Below are 14,388 nucleotides of genomic sequence, written 5' to 3'. Positions count from 1 at the left end.
GTATATTGAATTATAGGCCAAGATGCTGGGAAAACAGACATTTCAATCATTTATTTAATTAAATTCATTGAGTTATAAAGTTATGAGTCAGTTCACGGTTTTAGCTCTATATAAGATGAAATTAGTCACATTATTGAAGGTAACGATAATAACGATTATGCTTACATTTGTATAAGCGCATATAATTCATTGAATTATTTATAGTGTCTTCCTATTCTCAAGGAGAAATAATGGCAAAAGGATTTCGCCATTCTCTAATCGTTCAGTGTTTATTGTTTTTAGTACTCACTTTGCCATCAAGCATTCAGCAGGTCTGGGCCAGCTCAGATGAAAACATAAACACAGAAGCGGCGCCTATAACTAAGGCTAACGAAGATACCTCTCCAAGCTTCTACGGGAGCCGTGCTGTCACGCAAAATACTAATCAATCTGAGACCGTAAAAATTGAATTTCAGCGTCGCTCCATTGCCCCCCCCATCATAGATGGTATTGCAATAATGGATGAAACTATCCCATTAACGAAGTCGATACCTAACTCAAGTTTGATAGAAGAGTTAGAGGTTAATGACAATCAAAGCCCACCATTAAACACGCTTCTACCTATTCCACTATCGAGAAAAGAGCTATTACTCGCCAATAAGGCCAAGTACTACATAGAACGAAACTGGAATAAAGAAACCGGACTCATTGATTCGGTCCAAGGTTACCACCACAGTACTATGTGGGATGTAGCAAGTGGAATTGCAGCTATTCTTTCGCTCGAAGGGATTGGCTTAATGACAAGCGATGAAGCATCACAAAAAATTAGCCGTACACTCACGACACTTGAAACACTCCCTCTCTATGACGATCGGTTGCCTAACCGTGAATACAGCACCATAGATGGCAAACCATCGGGCCGATATAGTAACTCTTCGTCGAACGGTAATGGCTGGTCAGCTCTCGACGTTGGCAGGCTGCTTATTTGGCTTGAAATAACAACCAAACATAAGCCACAGTTTACCAAACAAATAGCTGCGATTAAGACAAACTGGCAGCTATCAGAGGCCATCTTCAATAAAACGCTATATGGTGAATTAAAGACATCAAAAAAAAAGGTGTTTAGACAGGAGGGCCGTTTAGGTTATTTGCAATATGCAGCGCAAGGTTTTAGGTTTGCTGGCTTCGATGTTGATAGCGCCTATAAGATCCGAAATATTTCACCTGAAATTATCGATGATGAACTATTTTTTATTGATCAGCGTAACTTACCTTATTTCACCACTGACCCTTATGTATTAAATGCCATCGAGATGGGGCAAGAAAATGCATGGTGGGATCAGCTTGATACCTTATTCACCCTACAAAAGAATAAGTCTGAAAAAGAGAACCAATTATGGGTATTTGCGGAAGATGCGATGAATAAAGCCCCATGGTTTTCTTACAATAATATTTTTATTTATGGCCGTAGTTGGGTTAGCACATCACCTGGTGGTAAACCTGTTGAAAACCCACAAGTTTTCAGTAACAAAGTGGCTCAAGGGCTGAGCGTTTTATATCCAGAAGACCCGTTTAGTCAAACGCTACATAATCAAGTAGTCAATAATAGCCGTTCATATCGCTCAGTTCCGACTGGGCTTTATGAAAATAGTGCCACTAATACGGCATTTAATATCAATACAAATTCCCTGATCCTTGCTTCGCTGTGGTTCAAACACCGAAATTACATCCCGCTAATTATGGTTCAATAATATTGAATTCACCGGTTTATATTAAGCTAAATGTCATTAACTACTATTTTAAAACTAATAATTTTGCATATTGAAAATATTTACTAGTCATCATTGCAAAGTGTTTCTCAATATCAAAAAAACATCTTACTATTGAGACATATTTCATCGTGACGCTCGATTTTTTGCTGCTAGGTTTATTATTACCTAAGCAGTATAAATGGAACCATCATGTTAAAGCAGCTACTCACCCCGCCCTATTTACCTTTAGTCGCCTTCTTATATTCAGGAGTGGCTATGTCAGCAGACAGTTTCGATGATTCGTTAACTGAATTTAACCATACAATCTGGTGGAAATCCGAAGGCTGGAGCAATGGCTTTCCGTTTTATAATCGTTGGGAAGGAGAATCGGTTATAAACAATGCTGAAGGCATGGCGATTACTCTTGATTACTCTCCTGTCACCGATAGTAACTTCGAATTTCGGTCTGGCGAACTTAGAAGCCATGGCTATTACGGCTATGGCTGCTTTGAAGCAGAGATAAAACCAGCTGCCGTCTCGGGCGTCATTACTTCATTTTTCTTGTTTGCTGGTCCGTATGACAAACCAGAGAATGGCAATGGTATGCACAACGAAATTGACATTGAGTTTCTTGGCAATAACACCAATCTACTGCAGGTTAACTATTGGACCAATGACGACCGATACGAAAGAAGCAATGAGCACCTTATTTACTTAAATTTTGATGCATCAGAAGACTTCCATCGTTACGGTATAAAATGGACCAAGAATGCCATTAAGTGGTATATCGATGGTGAGCTGGTTTATAAAGTGAAAAATAAGAATGCCGTTACACCTATTCCGTCAAAAAAAGACAGTGAGCTTCGAATAATGGCCAATGTCTGGGCGACAGATAACCGTATATCAAACTGGGCTGGTGAATTTGATATAAATAGCAGAACGGCACACACGGCTTATTATCGTAACATCCGGTTTGAGTCAGGCCGAAAATGCACGTTTGAATAACCAAAAGCGGTGTCTAGTACAGTTTAACCCGTACGACTTTCATCACTTCAATCTCAAAGCCTGCAACAGTTTCTACCGCGGGGTAATAGGTTAAATTAACCTTTGCCCCTTTCAAACTCTTGTACTTTTTCTGACGTTTGAATTTAAATGGCACATCGATACCTTCTAGCATCAGTGTATGCAAGATCCAATCAGCATCTTCACGCTGCGTATGAGATACCACCTTAACCCCTTCGGAGTGCACTAAATCACGGTGATTATTCAATAGTTTATCGACATCGGACTTCATAACAGGCTTCTACTCACGAAAAATGTCAAAGTTGAGACAGAAAATCGCATCATAACTTACTATTATAAATTTGTCCTTAGGTCTTATACGCAGTTTAAGTGCCAACGTGGTATCACAATGGTACAGGGATAACCGTAACATTATCCCATAAAAAAACAGAGTGCTTAGCACTCTGTTTTTCTTTTGAATCGGATTAACCAATGATTCTCAAATCACTCATCCATCATTCTAAAATGATAAAAACACACCAGCAATGGTTGCACTCATCAAGTTTGCGAGCGTTGCTGCGAAAATAGCCTTAAAGCCTAAACGTGCGATATCAGGTCGGCGACTAGGTACAACACCACCCAGACCGCCCATCAGCATTGCAATCGATGTTAAGTTTGCAAATCCACATAATGCAAAAGTAACAATCGCTTGTGAATGCGTACTTAATTGGTCTTTCACTACCATTAAATCAGCAAATGCAACAAACTCGTTCACGGCAATCTTTTTACCAATCAGGCTAGCAGCAATCGTTGCTTCAGACCACGGAACACCAATTAGCCATGCAACAGGCGCAAATAGATAACCGAAAATAAGTTCGAGGCTCAGGTTATCAATACCAGTCCAGCTACCAATATGGCCAAGACCACCATTAATCATGGCAATCAAACTAATAATGGCTAACAAACTTGCCCCAACCGCCATCACAATTTGTAAACCACCCAACGCACCGCGTGTCGCTGCATCAATGATGTTCACGGGTTCATCTTCTTCATCATTAGAAGTGCTTTCTTGATCATCAATGATTTCTGTTTGTGGCACCAAGATCTTCGCCATCATTAGGCCTGCAGGTGCAGACATGAAGCTAGCCGCGATTAAATAGCTAATATCAACGCCTAAACCGGCATAACCAACAAGCGTGCCACCAGCAACCGACGCCAAACCACCAACCATAACAGCAAAGAGTTCTGAACGAGTCATCTTTGCCAAATATGGACGAACAACTAACGGGGCTTCAACAGAGCCAACAAAGATATTAGCCGTTGCCGACATCGACTCAGTACGAGTTGTACCTAAGAAACGTTGTAATAAGCCACCAATAGTGCGGATGATAAAGCCCATTACACCAAGATAATAAAGAACAGAGATCAACGCAGAAAAGAAAACAATGGTAGGCAGTACATTAACTGCAAAAATGAAGCCGAGCTTAAACTGAGCCAATTCTCCGAATAGAAATTCTGTACCCACACGGCCATAGTCAATGATGCCAGAAACTGCTGATGACACATTATTCAAAATCTCTCGGCCTACTGGGACATACAAAATGAAACCAGCAAAAACTAGCTGGATAACAAATGCACCACCAACGGTACGCCAATTGATCTCTTTACGGCTTTCAGAGAAAAGAACTGCTACAGCAAAAAGCGTGATAACGCCTAATGCGCTGACCAGATAGCTCATGGCCAAACTCCACAATGTTGTTAGTAAACGATTGCGGAGGGATTCTATTCATAATAAAAAGTGTGACAAGGATCATCTTGTTACACACATTTACAATTTAGAAACATGAAGACACGAAGTAGTATGTTTTCCGTGCGATATCCATGAGTTTAAGCTTATTGGTGCAAATACGGGATACTGTTGTCACCACCAATGACAATCACTGCTCTTTTATGACCGCCGGTAGCGTAATATCACCATGACTAATCTTCCAAAATCTTGTCCCAATAAACAGGCTCACCGATCTGACAGCGTACAAACTCGATAAAACGATGTACTTTTTTGGGAAGAAACTTATAACGTGGGTATATCGCGTACAAAGGCATATATTGATTTAAGGCCCAATCAGGCATTAAACGTACCAACTTGCCCTGCTGAAACTCTTTCTCTAATAGATATGTGGCTAAATACCCCACGCCATGCCCTGCGAGAGTTGCATCGAGAATCGCATCGGCTGAATCTACTCGATAATTTCCTGTAACCTTTATATCTATGCTCTCTTCACCCTGCTGAAAGCTCCACGTGTTATCTTTACGCTCTCTACTGTGATAAATAATACAGTTATGATCAATAAGATCCTTGGGCTGATATGGCACACCATGCTTGGCAAGATAATCAGGGCTGGCCGCAAGCACGAAGTGGCAATCAGCTAAATGCCGCGCCACAAAGCCCTCAGGCGGAGTCGATGTCATCCCAATCCACAGGTCTAGCTGTTCTGCAATTAAATCTACCTTATGATCAAACAAGCTCATTTCAACATCAAGCTGCGGGTATTTAAGGTGAAAGTCAGCGATATATGGTGATATGTGGTGACGAGCAAATGACTGAGCGCTCCCAACCCGTAAGATACCCTGCATGCTATCGTTCGATTGTACTAGCTCGCTTTCAGCTTCATTCACTTCATCGACAATGTTTGCACAGTGTATGGCAAACCGCTGACCTGCTTCTGTTAACGCGAAAGAACGTGTCGTGCGTTGAACCAGCTGTACGCCCAACCTTTCTTCAAGTTGCTGAATTTGCTTACTCACCTGTGTTCTTGATATATCAAGTAGTTGAGCAGCTTTAGTAAAGCTACGTTGATTTGTAAGGGCATTAAAAACGATCATCTGCTGGGCTTTCTTTATCATTATTTTGCCTATCTTGATATTCAGACCACGGTAACGTGCATGTCTCTATTTTATCAAACAACATTATAAAAAATAAAAAAGGGGCTGAAAGCCCCTTTAATAAGGTTAACAGTTTTAGGGTTAAATCTTAAAGAAAGACAGCTGTTGTTTTTGCTGCTCAGCTAATTGAGACAACTCATTACTTGCTATTGCGCTTTGACTAATGCCTGCCACATTCTGATTTACAATCTCAGACATGTTCGTCACATTACGGTTGATATCTTGAGTCACTTGCGATTGTTGCTCAGCAGCGGTTGCCACTTGCGTATTCATATCACTGATCTGTACAACAGATTCAGTAATACCAACCAACACGTCATTTGCCTGACTCGTTAGTACTTGGTTTTGATCAAGCATTTCAAGGCTAGCCTGCATACTGTCGTTGGCATTATTTGACTGTGCTTGGAGCTCTTCAATGATTGTTTGGATTTCTTGAGTCGAATCTTGAGTTCGCGCAGCCAGCATACGTACTTCATCGGCAACAACTGCAAAACCACGGCCAGACTCACCAGCACGTGCCGCTTCAATGGCTGCGTTCAATGCTAATAAGTTTGTTTGCTCCGAAATCCCACGGATCACTTCGATCACTTTACTGATCTGCTCTGATTGATCTTTTAGTCGAGTGACTACACCTGCCGCTTCAGACAAGGTTTGCGACATTTGCTGGCTTGCTGTATTACTTTCTTCGAAAACACTCAGCCCTTGGCGCGCAAGTTCATCGGTTTGCTTCGCAGTAGCATCTGCTGTTGTTGCATTATCGCTCACATTATCTGCCGTGCTTGAAAGCTCATTCACCGCAGACGCTACTTGATCAATTTCGTTTTGCTCTGATTGCGCATTAACTTCAGATTGTGTCATTACTGCGGCTAATTCTGTGGCAGCGGCCGCAACGTCTTCACTAATACGGATTAAAGACTCCACCGTCGTATTTAGTTGTGTAACGGTTGTATTCACATCACCGCTCAATTGAGCAATTTCATTCGTACCATCTTGCTCTGCACGTACAGTCAAGTTACCTGCCGCCACTTCACGCATAACTGATTGTAGCTTCAATACTGGGTTTACAATTAAGCCAGACAACCACCATGCACATAGCAAAGCGATGAATAATACAGAAACTATTGTAATGAAAATCGAGGTCATCAAGCTTTCATGTTCAGCGTTCGATTTATTTTGCTCAAGTTGAGTCAATCGATTAACTTCATTTGATAATGCTTCAATACTGTTCACCATGATGTTGCCTTTCTCACGGTACTGAATTGTATAGTTGCCGTAAGCGTTATCATCCAACAAGCCTTGGTGACGCTTATTCAACACAGGGATCATCGTATTAATGCTAAAACTAACGTACTCATTAAGGGCAGACGTTGCCTGCTGCACCTCATTTTCTAACCCCTTCACTTTGCCTAATTCTCTGAGGTTATTTCTATTTAAAGACATACCACGCTTCAGTTCAGAGTCTAAACGGCTTAGCTGCTCTGAATCATATAAGCTATAAACAGCACTAATACGCATTTTATAGGTATTATCAATTAGGCTCGCAATTTCATTTTTGCTAACGAGTGCTGTTGATGTGGTTAAATTCATTTGTTGCTGTTCTTGCTCTAACCGGTTACCTGAAATAACAACGGTAATGGCAAGGGCCAAAACCAGAAGAATGACAGGAATTATGACTTGAGAACGAATAGATAAATTTTTTAACGAAAGCTGCATACAAACTCCGGGGGCGTAATTTACATCGCTTCCATGCGAAAGATAACTTATAAGTAACTGTAATTCGCTCGCAAATATAGACCTAGATCACACTAATGTCTAACAATGTCTCAATGAAATTCAATTAGATAGAAGCAACATCAAGACTTACTGCCTACTTTTGAAGCTATTGTTTTGGCCAAATACTGATAAATATCTAACATCCTGTCGGGTTTAATGTTTTTTTTGCCCTAACTGACTACTTATTAAACATTTATGACGAGCGTCATACAGTGTTCAAAGTTCTGAAACATTACTGTCATATAAGTTCCCTAATCTTGGCATCGTTCATTCAAACCTATTGGCAATAACGCCAAGCTTTTTAAGGATTAGGAAAATGAAAACAAAGGTTATTGGTGCGCTAGCCCTAGCAGGCTCAATGGTTTTTAACCCTGCTGTAGCAAACGAAACTGTTTCTGTTGTTGGCTCGAACTCCGTCACCCCAATCATGGAAGTATTAGGTGAAACCTACGCTCAAACACGTGATGTAACTGTTGAAGTTCAAGGCCCTGGCTCATCAGCTGGTGTTCGTGCAGCTCACGATGGCTCTTCTGACCTAGGCATGAGTTCTCGTGACCTTAAAGCAGCTGAAAAAGCAGATAACATTAAAGAAGTAGTTATTGCACGTGACGGTATTGCAGTTGTTGTTCATAACAACAACCCAGTAAAAGATCTATCTAAAGAAGAAGTTTCAAAAATCTACAAAGGCGAAATCACTAACTGGAAAGACGTTGGTGGCGAAGATAAGCCAATCGTAGTTGCTACTCGTGATACAGCTTCAGGTACTCGTGGTGCTTTCGAAGACATCATGGACCTAAAAATGAAAGTTAATGGCATGACTGTTTCAGCTATCTACCAGCGTGCACAAGTTGCAAGCGGTAACGGTCAGCTAAAAACAATTGTAGCTAACAACCCATTTGCAATTGGCTACATCTCTCTAGGTTCTGTAGATGGTTCTGTTAAGCCACTATCTATCGATAACCACGAGCCATCTGTAGAAGCTATCAAAGCGGGTGAATACGGTGTACAGCGTCCATTCCTTGTTCTTTACAAAGAAGGTCGCCCATCACAAGCTGCTCTAGACTTCCTTACTTGGGTTAAGAGTGCTGAAGGCCAGAAGCTAGTTGCTGAGAAAGGCTACATCTCTGTTAAGTAATAACTAATACCTTTACCGGTCATCTCATTTGATGGTGACCGGTTTTTATTGATTCCTCGGTATTTGGCTAAACCTTGTTTAACCGATATCTGGAGTAGAAAGTATGACCATCGCAAATAACATAGCAAACTCAACTAAAAGATCATCGCTCAAAGCCAAAGAAAAAATCGATTGGCGTGAACTGTTCTTTAAGTATTTATTTTTATCGAGTGCAGCCATTGGCATTTTGTCACTCATTTTAATTGGTTATTTCATCTTCCGTGAAGGCTACGATGCTTTTGCTCAAGCTGGCGTAACAAATATCGTATTTGGTTCAGACTGGCTTCCACCAGCACTTTACGGTATTGCACCAATGATTGTGGCTTCGGTTGTTTCAACCGCTGGTGCTGTTGTAATTGGTGTCCCGATTGGTGTTTTAACCGCTATCTTCATTGCAGAAGTTGCACCGAAACGCCTAGCAAATATTATTCGTCCGATGATTGAACTTCTAGCTGGTATCCCATCTGTTGTTTATGGTTTCTTTGGCTTGGTTATCATCGTACCACTTATTCAAGATGTTTTTTCTGTACCTGCAGGTAACACTGTTCTAGCAGGTATCATCGTTCTGGCTGTGATGATTCTTCCAACAGTTATTACCGTGTCAGAAACATCTATTCGTGCTGTACCTCATAGCTATAAGGAAGGTTCTTATGCGCTAGGTGCTTCACAAATGTTCACCATTTTTAAGCTACTTGTACCCGCAGCCCGCTCTGGCATCATGACTGGTGTCATCTTAGGTGTCGCTCGTGCATTAGGTGAGACAATGGCAATCATCATGGTAATGGGTAATTCTCCGGCAATGCCTGAAGGCTTACTGGACTCAGCCCGAACCCTGACAGCAAACATCGCAATTGAGATGTCTTACGCTACAGGGTTACACGCAAGTGCACTATACGCTACCGGTATTGTTCTACTTGTCTTCATCATGATGCTTAATGCTGCGCTTCTTTACTTAAACCGTGAGCGTGCGAGGTAATTATTATGGCTTTACAAGGTACGAATACACAAAAGCAGCAGATGAAAGATAAAATTTCATTAGTGCTAATCTGGTCGGCTGCCGCGGTTACTGTTGGCTTCTTACTGTGGGTTGTTTGGTACATTCTAAGCAACGGCTTATCTCACGTAGACTGGACATTTATTACAAGTGACTACACCACTATCGGACAAGAGTCTGGTATCTGGCCAATGATTGTTACTACCCTCTATATGGTTGCCGCTTCTGTTGGTGTAGCTGCACCATTAGGTATCATGACTGCGATTTACCTTACTGAGTATGCAGCAGTGGGTAGCCGTTTAGTTAAAGTTGTTCGCTTCTGTACAGAATCACTTGCTGGTATTCCGTCGATTATTTACGGTTTATTCGGTATGACATTCTTTGTTGTGGTAATGGGCTTTGGTTACTCTATCCTGTCGGGTGCACTGACACTGAGTATTCTGATTCTTCCGGTTATTATCCGTACGACAGAAGAAGCATTAATGGCCGTTCCTCAGACTTACCGTGAAGGTTCATATGGTCTGGGTGCGTCAAAAATTTACACAATCTGGAGACTTATTCTGCCAAGCGCAATGCCTGGTATCGTAACCTCCATCATCCTCAGCGTTGGTCGTGTTATTGGTGAATCTGCACCGGTATTCATGACTGCAGGTATGGTTGCCCGTATTCCAGAGAGCATGCTTGACTCTGGCCGTACGTTAACCGTTCACCTGTACAAGCTAACACAAGAGCTTTACACCATTCATGAATGGAATCAGGCATATGCAACTGCCACTGTTCTGATTGTGATTGTTCTTTGTATTAACTTGTTAACCAAAATCATTGCTAGCCGATTCAATACTGCGACTTACTAATTCTGAGGAAGAAAACCATGAACAAATTTAATATTGATAACCTAAACCTATACTACGGCGAAAACCAAGCACTTAAGCAAATTTGCTTACCGATCCCTAACCGTCAGGTAACGGCACTAATCGGGCCTTCTGGTTGTGGTAAATCAACACTACTACGCTGCTTGAACCGCATGAACGACCTTATTGAAGGCGTTAAGATTGACGGTAACCTAACGATGGATGATGAGGATGTTTATGGCAACATCGACGTTGCTCAGCTTCGCATCAAAGTAGGTATGGTATTCCAAAAAGCAAACCCGTTCCCAATGAGCATCTACGAGAACATTGCTTACGGTTTGCGCGCTCAAGGTGTTAAAGACAAAAAAGTACTTGATGAAGTGGTAGAGAAATCACTTCGTGGTGCAGCGCTTTGGGACGAAGTTAAAGACCGTCTAAAATCACATGCCTTTGGTCTATCTGGTGGTCAGCAACAGCGTCTATGTATTGCACGTACTATCGCAATGCAGCCAGAAGTTATCCTAATGGATGAACCAACCTCGGCACTTGACCCAATTGCGACCAAGAAGATCGAAGACTTGATGGAGTCTTTAAAGAAAGACTTTACGATTGTTATCGTTACTCACTCAATGCAGCAAGCTCGCCGCATATCAGACCGTACCGCCTTCTTCTTAATGGGTGAATTGGTTGAGCACGATGACACTCACGCTCTATTTACAAACCCTCGCGATGACCGCACCCGTGGTTACGTGAACGGTGACTTTGGCTAATAAGACCTACTCTTCAGCGAAAGTCGTATTGAACTGAATAATAATAGCGATGGTACTATTGCCCCCTTCTTGTAAGGGGGCTTTTTTTGTTTAAATTTCAGTCAATTACAGATTTTAAATATCTTTATAATTCATGAAATGGCGACAAAGTGGCGACAGATATTTTTAAACCAATCACTCCCCATCCACTAAGTTCGTGCAAAAACCTCTCCTGCATATTTCAGTTATAAAAGAGGGATTCGTTTTTTAGTTACTTATTCTTCAGTGACTTAAAACATATTCCCAAGTAAACGATCATATCGCGATCAACCAACCCACCACGAAAACACACATCATTCCTTTCAATACAAAAGCTTATTCAAAGCACCCACCTATTCACAGAGATCATTGGAATGAAATCCACTGAAATTTTGATCGTTTTTGATGTTTTCCCAAGTCTTCCATACTGCATTTTGTAATTTTCCTAATATCACCCTCCCCCCCTTTATTCAAGCGGTTTGAGCATGCAATGCATTCCTAATACAGTCCTCAGAACTACGTAAAAGCAAAACTAAAAATCTTTTTGATCGAAAAGCGCGCGGGAGAGGAGGAAGAGTGCGGATTCCGTGGGAAAGTTGTCTCCGTGCGAGTTTTCCGTATGAATAAAATGCTCAGAACATAGCTATCACACTATCTTGGCGATCTTTCGTGAGGCGAATTTTTGCCACCACTTAAAAACCGGTCTATCTCATTGTTCTCACTCGTATGCAACAGAATGCAAATTTGCAAAGAAAAAATCTATATCTCGCACGTGGTGCTAAATCACTCGTATATCCATTTATTGATTTGTACTAAAGTTCAATGTGTTGATTTAATAAAACTGAATATATTGTTAGATTGAACTGCTAGTGCTTAGTAATATCAAAAGGGATTTGAATGTATGGATGCTATACTTTTCTACATAATTTGGGCCGTATTCTTGTTAGCAATCTTCTTTGCCGTACGACTAGTTTACAAAGCTATGAAAACTTTACTTTTTAAGTTTAAAAATAGAGAAGAAATTGCAAAATCTAGAGAGGTATCTATTCAGTATGTTAATGCCAAAGTTCTAGAAGTAAAAAAATGGCACGAAAGGAAGTCTGTTCTTCATTTAGAGTTATGGATCAGTATTGAAGGCATAGAGCATAAAATTCACTTTACTGATAAAGACTTACTAGTTAGAAGAGGACAAGATTTAAAGCTTTGTATTTGTAATGATGAAATCATTGGAATCTATAACAAAGCCACAAATACGATAGAGGGAGTTTCAAGCGAGAGCTTAGCCTTTTTCATATATCCTCCTAGAGTTTATCAGATATTTCTTGTTGCTTTTGCTTCTTTCATCGTTTATATGTTTATTTCATATAATATAGAAGGTCTATTATTGACTCTTGTGTTTTCATCACCTTTAATTTTTCTATTACCGAAGTTTAAGGTTGCGTTGATTAAGAATCGAATGGAAAAGCTTTGGAATAAAATGAACTTTAACTAACAAAGAATAATATGAAATAATTTAATCAGTTTTTTGGAAAAGAGATGACTGAGAAAGTCATACTCATACAATCGAATGCTGCCCTTCAGAGCTCCCACCTTTCACATCAGCCTTGGCGTTTTGAGTTATTTCATCCACCACGGCATTGGCAATCGCTTCAGCCATATTTCCGGCTTGTGCAAACTCCCCTTCGGTGACAAACCCTTTGGTCTGCAGTTCTGAGATGATTCGTTGTTTCAGTGATGATTTACTTAGTGCCATACTATTTCCCAGCAAATACGGTGGTTGAAACATCTACATGTGGCTTGCCTGTGAACGGGCAAATACTTGCGCCGGTACAAACCCCTTTTCCACCATTCATCTTAATCGTGTCAGCGTTTTCGATGATATGTTTGGCGGTAGTGGCTTTATTACCACTGACCTTTTCAGTGTGGTTACCTTCAATTTCAGCCAAGCGGTTTTCTAACACGTTTATTTTCTGGTTAAGACATTCCAACTTATCGTCTTTGTCTGTCTTTCGCTCGAAGTTACCGTCTTGGTCTACCAACTGATAAACACCCTGCCGTTGCTGGTATCGGCTTTCACCTTCTTTGATACCTGGTAACTTGAACCCCAAAGGTAGAACGCATCGAATAAACGGCTTATCCGGTTGACCAAACATAAAGCCAATTTCGACAATGCTACCAACGGCAGGTGGTTCTAGTCGACCGGCATACTCTCCAAGACCAGGGACTGGTAACGGCACAGCTTGAAGTGGTGGCTTGCTTTCAGACTCCATACCCTTTTCATCAAGCAACTTAACATCAACCGCGTAATGCGGATAAAAGCGATCAGATAAATCACCCTCATTGGGTAATTCAGGCAACGCTACGACTTTACCCCACCGAGGTAAGTGCCATTGCCCCGTCATTTCAGGAAATAGGCGGAAAATAATGCGCTTTATGACATTTACATCCATGTCAGTTTTGCCTCCGTTCCTTCAAACTCGACACCAGCCAAACGAAGCCCGTTAACGACAACACCTGGTTTTAGTTTTGGAATAGCCGGTATCTTTACCGACTTGTTGGCCGTGTGGTTGGTCATTAGATCATTTGGAATAGTAACCGGCTTATTCGCCCAGAATGAGTCTTTCCAGCTCCCCACGTAAACCTGTCCGTTACCTTGCTGTTGCCAGAACAAATCATCAATGCTGAACGCTTGGCCCAATTCATCCATCACTCGATAACCATTGCCATCGCTGTAGAAACAAGGAATGGCGGTTTTGCCGTACGCTTTTTCAGGTACCACAAACTGCAGGCCTGTTTTGTTGGTGACATCGCTGAGCAGCTGCATCAAGGTGGGGTGCCGCAGGGTAACATTGAGTGATTTGAACAGTACCGCGGCCAGTTCACGGCAAAACAGCGATGACCAGCCATTTTCAACCGGCGTAACGCGTTCAACATAACCAAGGAATATACGGTCAATATCGTTACCCCACCCTATATCAACGGCAACCAGTGTATTGGGGGCTGGATTACCTTCGACTACAAGCGAGCACCGCCCTGGGGTATTTTGGCTGAAAACAACGTGATGGCTTTTTACTTTGGTTTTCTTACTGCCAAGATACACTCGGCAAAGGAACTTACTGTTTATTGTCATAGA

Annotated in this window: 14 protein-coding genes; 7 read left to right on the top strand and 7 right to left on the bottom strand. The window is 41.4% G+C overall.

The annotated features are described in order from the left end of the window. Positions 1-230: 230 nt before the first annotated feature. A complete protein-coding gene (locus L4D09_RS22140) occupies positions 231-1,730 on the top strand; it encodes a DUF3131 domain-containing protein (protein ID WP_428459702.1) in 1,500 nt (499 codons plus the stop codon). A gap of 210 nt (positions 1,731-1,940) precedes the next feature. Then, entirely contained in the window at positions 1,941-2,735 is a 795-nt protein-coding gene (locus tag L4D09_RS22135; protein ID WP_428459701.1) for a family 16 glycosylhydrolase, read from the top strand. A 13-nt stretch (positions 2,736-2,748) separates the two neighbouring features. Here L4D09_RS22135 and L4D09_RS22130 read toward each other — a convergent pair whose 3' ends face one another. From L4D09_RS22130 to L4D09_RS22115, 4 genes are all read right to left on the bottom strand, one after another. Continuing rightward, entirely contained in the window at positions 2,749-3,024 is a 276-nt protein-coding gene (locus L4D09_RS22130; protein WP_428459700.1) for a hypothetical protein, read from the bottom strand. A gap of 228 nt (positions 3,025-3,252) precedes the next feature. Beyond that, positions 3,253-4,470 (bottom strand): NupC/NupG family nucleoside CNT transporter, encoded by a 1,218-nt coding sequence (locus L4D09_RS22125; protein ID WP_428459699.1) that lies wholly within the window; start codon positions 4,468-4,470, stop codon positions 3,253-3,255. Positions 4,471-4,712: 242 nt separating this feature from the next. Beyond that, complete coding sequence (locus L4D09_RS22120; protein WP_428459698.1) at positions 4,713-5,636, bottom strand: LysR family transcriptional regulator; 924 nt, start codon at positions 5,634-5,636, stop codon at positions 4,713-4,715. A gap of 120 nt (positions 5,637-5,756) precedes the next feature. Beyond that, positions 5,757-7,388, bottom strand: coding sequence for a methyl-accepting chemotaxis protein (locus L4D09_RS22115; protein WP_428459697.1), 1,632 nt, complete (start codon positions 7,386-7,388; stop codon positions 5,757-5,759). Between the two features lie 376 nt (positions 7,389-7,764). On the opposite strand from L4D09_RS22115, the gene L4D09_RS22110 reads away from it, so the two are divergent. From L4D09_RS22110 to L4D09_RS22090, 5 genes are all read left to right on the top strand, one after another. Next, positions 7,765-8,583: a phosphate ABC transporter substrate-binding protein gene (locus L4D09_RS22110; protein ID WP_428459696.1), complete on the top strand. Its 819-nt coding sequence runs from the start codon at positions 7,765-7,767 to the stop codon at positions 8,581-8,583. Positions 8,584-8,686: 103 nt separating this feature from the next. Then, the gene (gene pstC / locus L4D09_RS22105) at positions 8,687-9,598 is read left to right on the top strand and encodes a phosphate ABC transporter permease subunit PstC (RefSeq protein ID WP_428459695.1); all 912 of its coding nucleotides are present in this window, start codon (positions 8,687-8,689) and stop codon (positions 9,596-9,598) included. Positions 9,599-9,639: 41 nt separating this feature from the next. Then, on the top strand, positions 9,640-10,470 hold the full coding sequence (gene pstA / locus L4D09_RS22100) for a phosphate ABC transporter permease PstA (RefSeq protein WP_428459713.1): 831 nt from the start codon (positions 9,640-9,642) through the stop codon (positions 10,468-10,470). Positions 10,471-10,487: 17 nt separating this feature from the next. Next, positions 10,488-11,237, top strand: a complete 750-nt coding sequence (gene pstB, locus L4D09_RS22095; protein ID WP_428459694.1) for a phosphate ABC transporter ATP-binding protein PstB — start codon at positions 10,488-10,490, stop codon at positions 11,235-11,237. A gap of 919 nt (positions 11,238-12,156) precedes the next feature. Further along, entirely contained in the window at positions 12,157-12,747 is a 591-nt protein-coding gene (locus tag L4D09_RS22090; protein ID WP_428459693.1) for a hypothetical protein, read from the top strand. Positions 12,748-12,810: 63 nt separating this feature from the next. Here L4D09_RS22090 and L4D09_RS22085 read toward each other — a convergent pair whose 3' ends face one another. From L4D09_RS22085 to L4D09_RS22075, 3 genes are read right to left on the bottom strand one after another with little or no spacing between them, the layout of a single operon-like run. Continuing rightward, positions 12,811-13,008, bottom strand: coding sequence for a hypothetical protein (locus tag L4D09_RS22085; RefSeq protein ID WP_428459692.1), 198 nt, complete (start codon positions 13,006-13,008; stop codon positions 12,811-12,813). 1 nt (position 13,009) lies between these two features. After that, positions 13,010-13,705, bottom strand: a complete 696-nt coding sequence (locus L4D09_RS22080; RefSeq protein WP_428459691.1) for a hypothetical protein — start codon at positions 13,703-13,705, stop codon at positions 13,010-13,012. Further along, positions 13,696-14,385, bottom strand: coding sequence for a hypothetical protein (locus L4D09_RS22075; RefSeq protein ID WP_428459690.1), 690 nt, complete (start codon positions 14,383-14,385; stop codon positions 13,696-13,698). Before L4D09_RS22075 ends, L4D09_RS22080 begins: the two co-directional genes overlap by 10 nt. Positions 14,386-14,388 lie beyond the last annotated feature (3 nt).

It is taken from the genome of Photobacterium makurazakiensis, from assembly GCF_050336715.1.
Lineage (GTDB): Bacteria > Pseudomonadota > Gammaproteobacteria > Enterobacterales > Vibrionaceae > Photobacterium > Photobacterium makurazakiensis.
The sequence above is the reverse complement of the archived record's forward strand: the minus strand, read 5'-3'. Positions and strand labels throughout refer to the sequence as shown.

Bases quoted from the DNA above. Each gene is read 5' to 3' on its own strand.
- L4D09_RS22140 (WP_428459702.1), top strand. From the start codon at position 231: ATGGCAAAAGGATTTCGCCATTCTCTAATCGTTCAGTGTTTATTGTTT.
- L4D09_RS22135 (WP_428459701.1), top strand. From the start codon at position 1,941: ATGTTAAAGCAGCTACTCACCCCGCCCTATTTACCTTTAGTCGCCTTC.
- L4D09_RS22130 (WP_428459700.1), bottom strand. From the start codon at position 3,024: ATGAAGTCCGATGTCGATAAACTATTGAATAATCACCGTGATTTAGTG.
- L4D09_RS22125 (WP_428459699.1), bottom strand. From the start codon at position 4,470: ATGAGCTATCTGGTCAGCGCATTAGGCGTTATCACGCTTTTTGCTGTA.
- L4D09_RS22120 (WP_428459698.1), bottom strand. From the start codon at position 5,636: ATGATAAAGAAAGCCCAGCAGATGATCGTTTTTAATGCCCTTACAAAT.
- L4D09_RS22115 (WP_428459697.1), bottom strand. From the start codon at position 7,388: ATGCAGCTTTCGTTAAAAAATTTATCTATTCGTTCTCAAGTCATAATT.
- L4D09_RS22110 (WP_428459696.1), top strand. From the start codon at position 7,765: ATGAAAACAAAGGTTATTGGTGCGCTAGCCCTAGCAGGCTCAATGGTT.
- pstC (WP_428459695.1), top strand. From the start codon at position 8,687: ATGACCATCGCAAATAACATAGCAAACTCAACTAAAAGATCATCGCTC.
- pstA (WP_428459713.1), top strand. From the start codon at position 9,640: ATGAAAGATAAAATTTCATTAGTGCTAATCTGGTCGGCTGCCGCGGTT.
- pstB (WP_428459694.1), top strand. From the start codon at position 10,488: ATGAACAAATTTAATATTGATAACCTAAACCTATACTACGGCGAAAAC.
- L4D09_RS22090 (WP_428459693.1), top strand. From the start codon at position 12,157: ATGGATGCTATACTTTTCTACATAATTTGGGCCGTATTCTTGTTAGCA.
- L4D09_RS22085 (WP_428459692.1), bottom strand. From the start codon at position 13,008: ATGGCACTAAGTAAATCATCACTGAAACAACGAATCATCTCAGAACTG.
- L4D09_RS22080 (WP_428459691.1), bottom strand. From the start codon at position 13,705: ATGGATGTAAATGTCATAAAGCGCATTATTTTCCGCCTATTTCCTGAA.
- L4D09_RS22075 (WP_428459690.1), bottom strand. From the start codon at position 14,385: ATGACAATAAACAGTAAGTTCCTTTGCCGAGTGTATCTTGGCAGTAAG.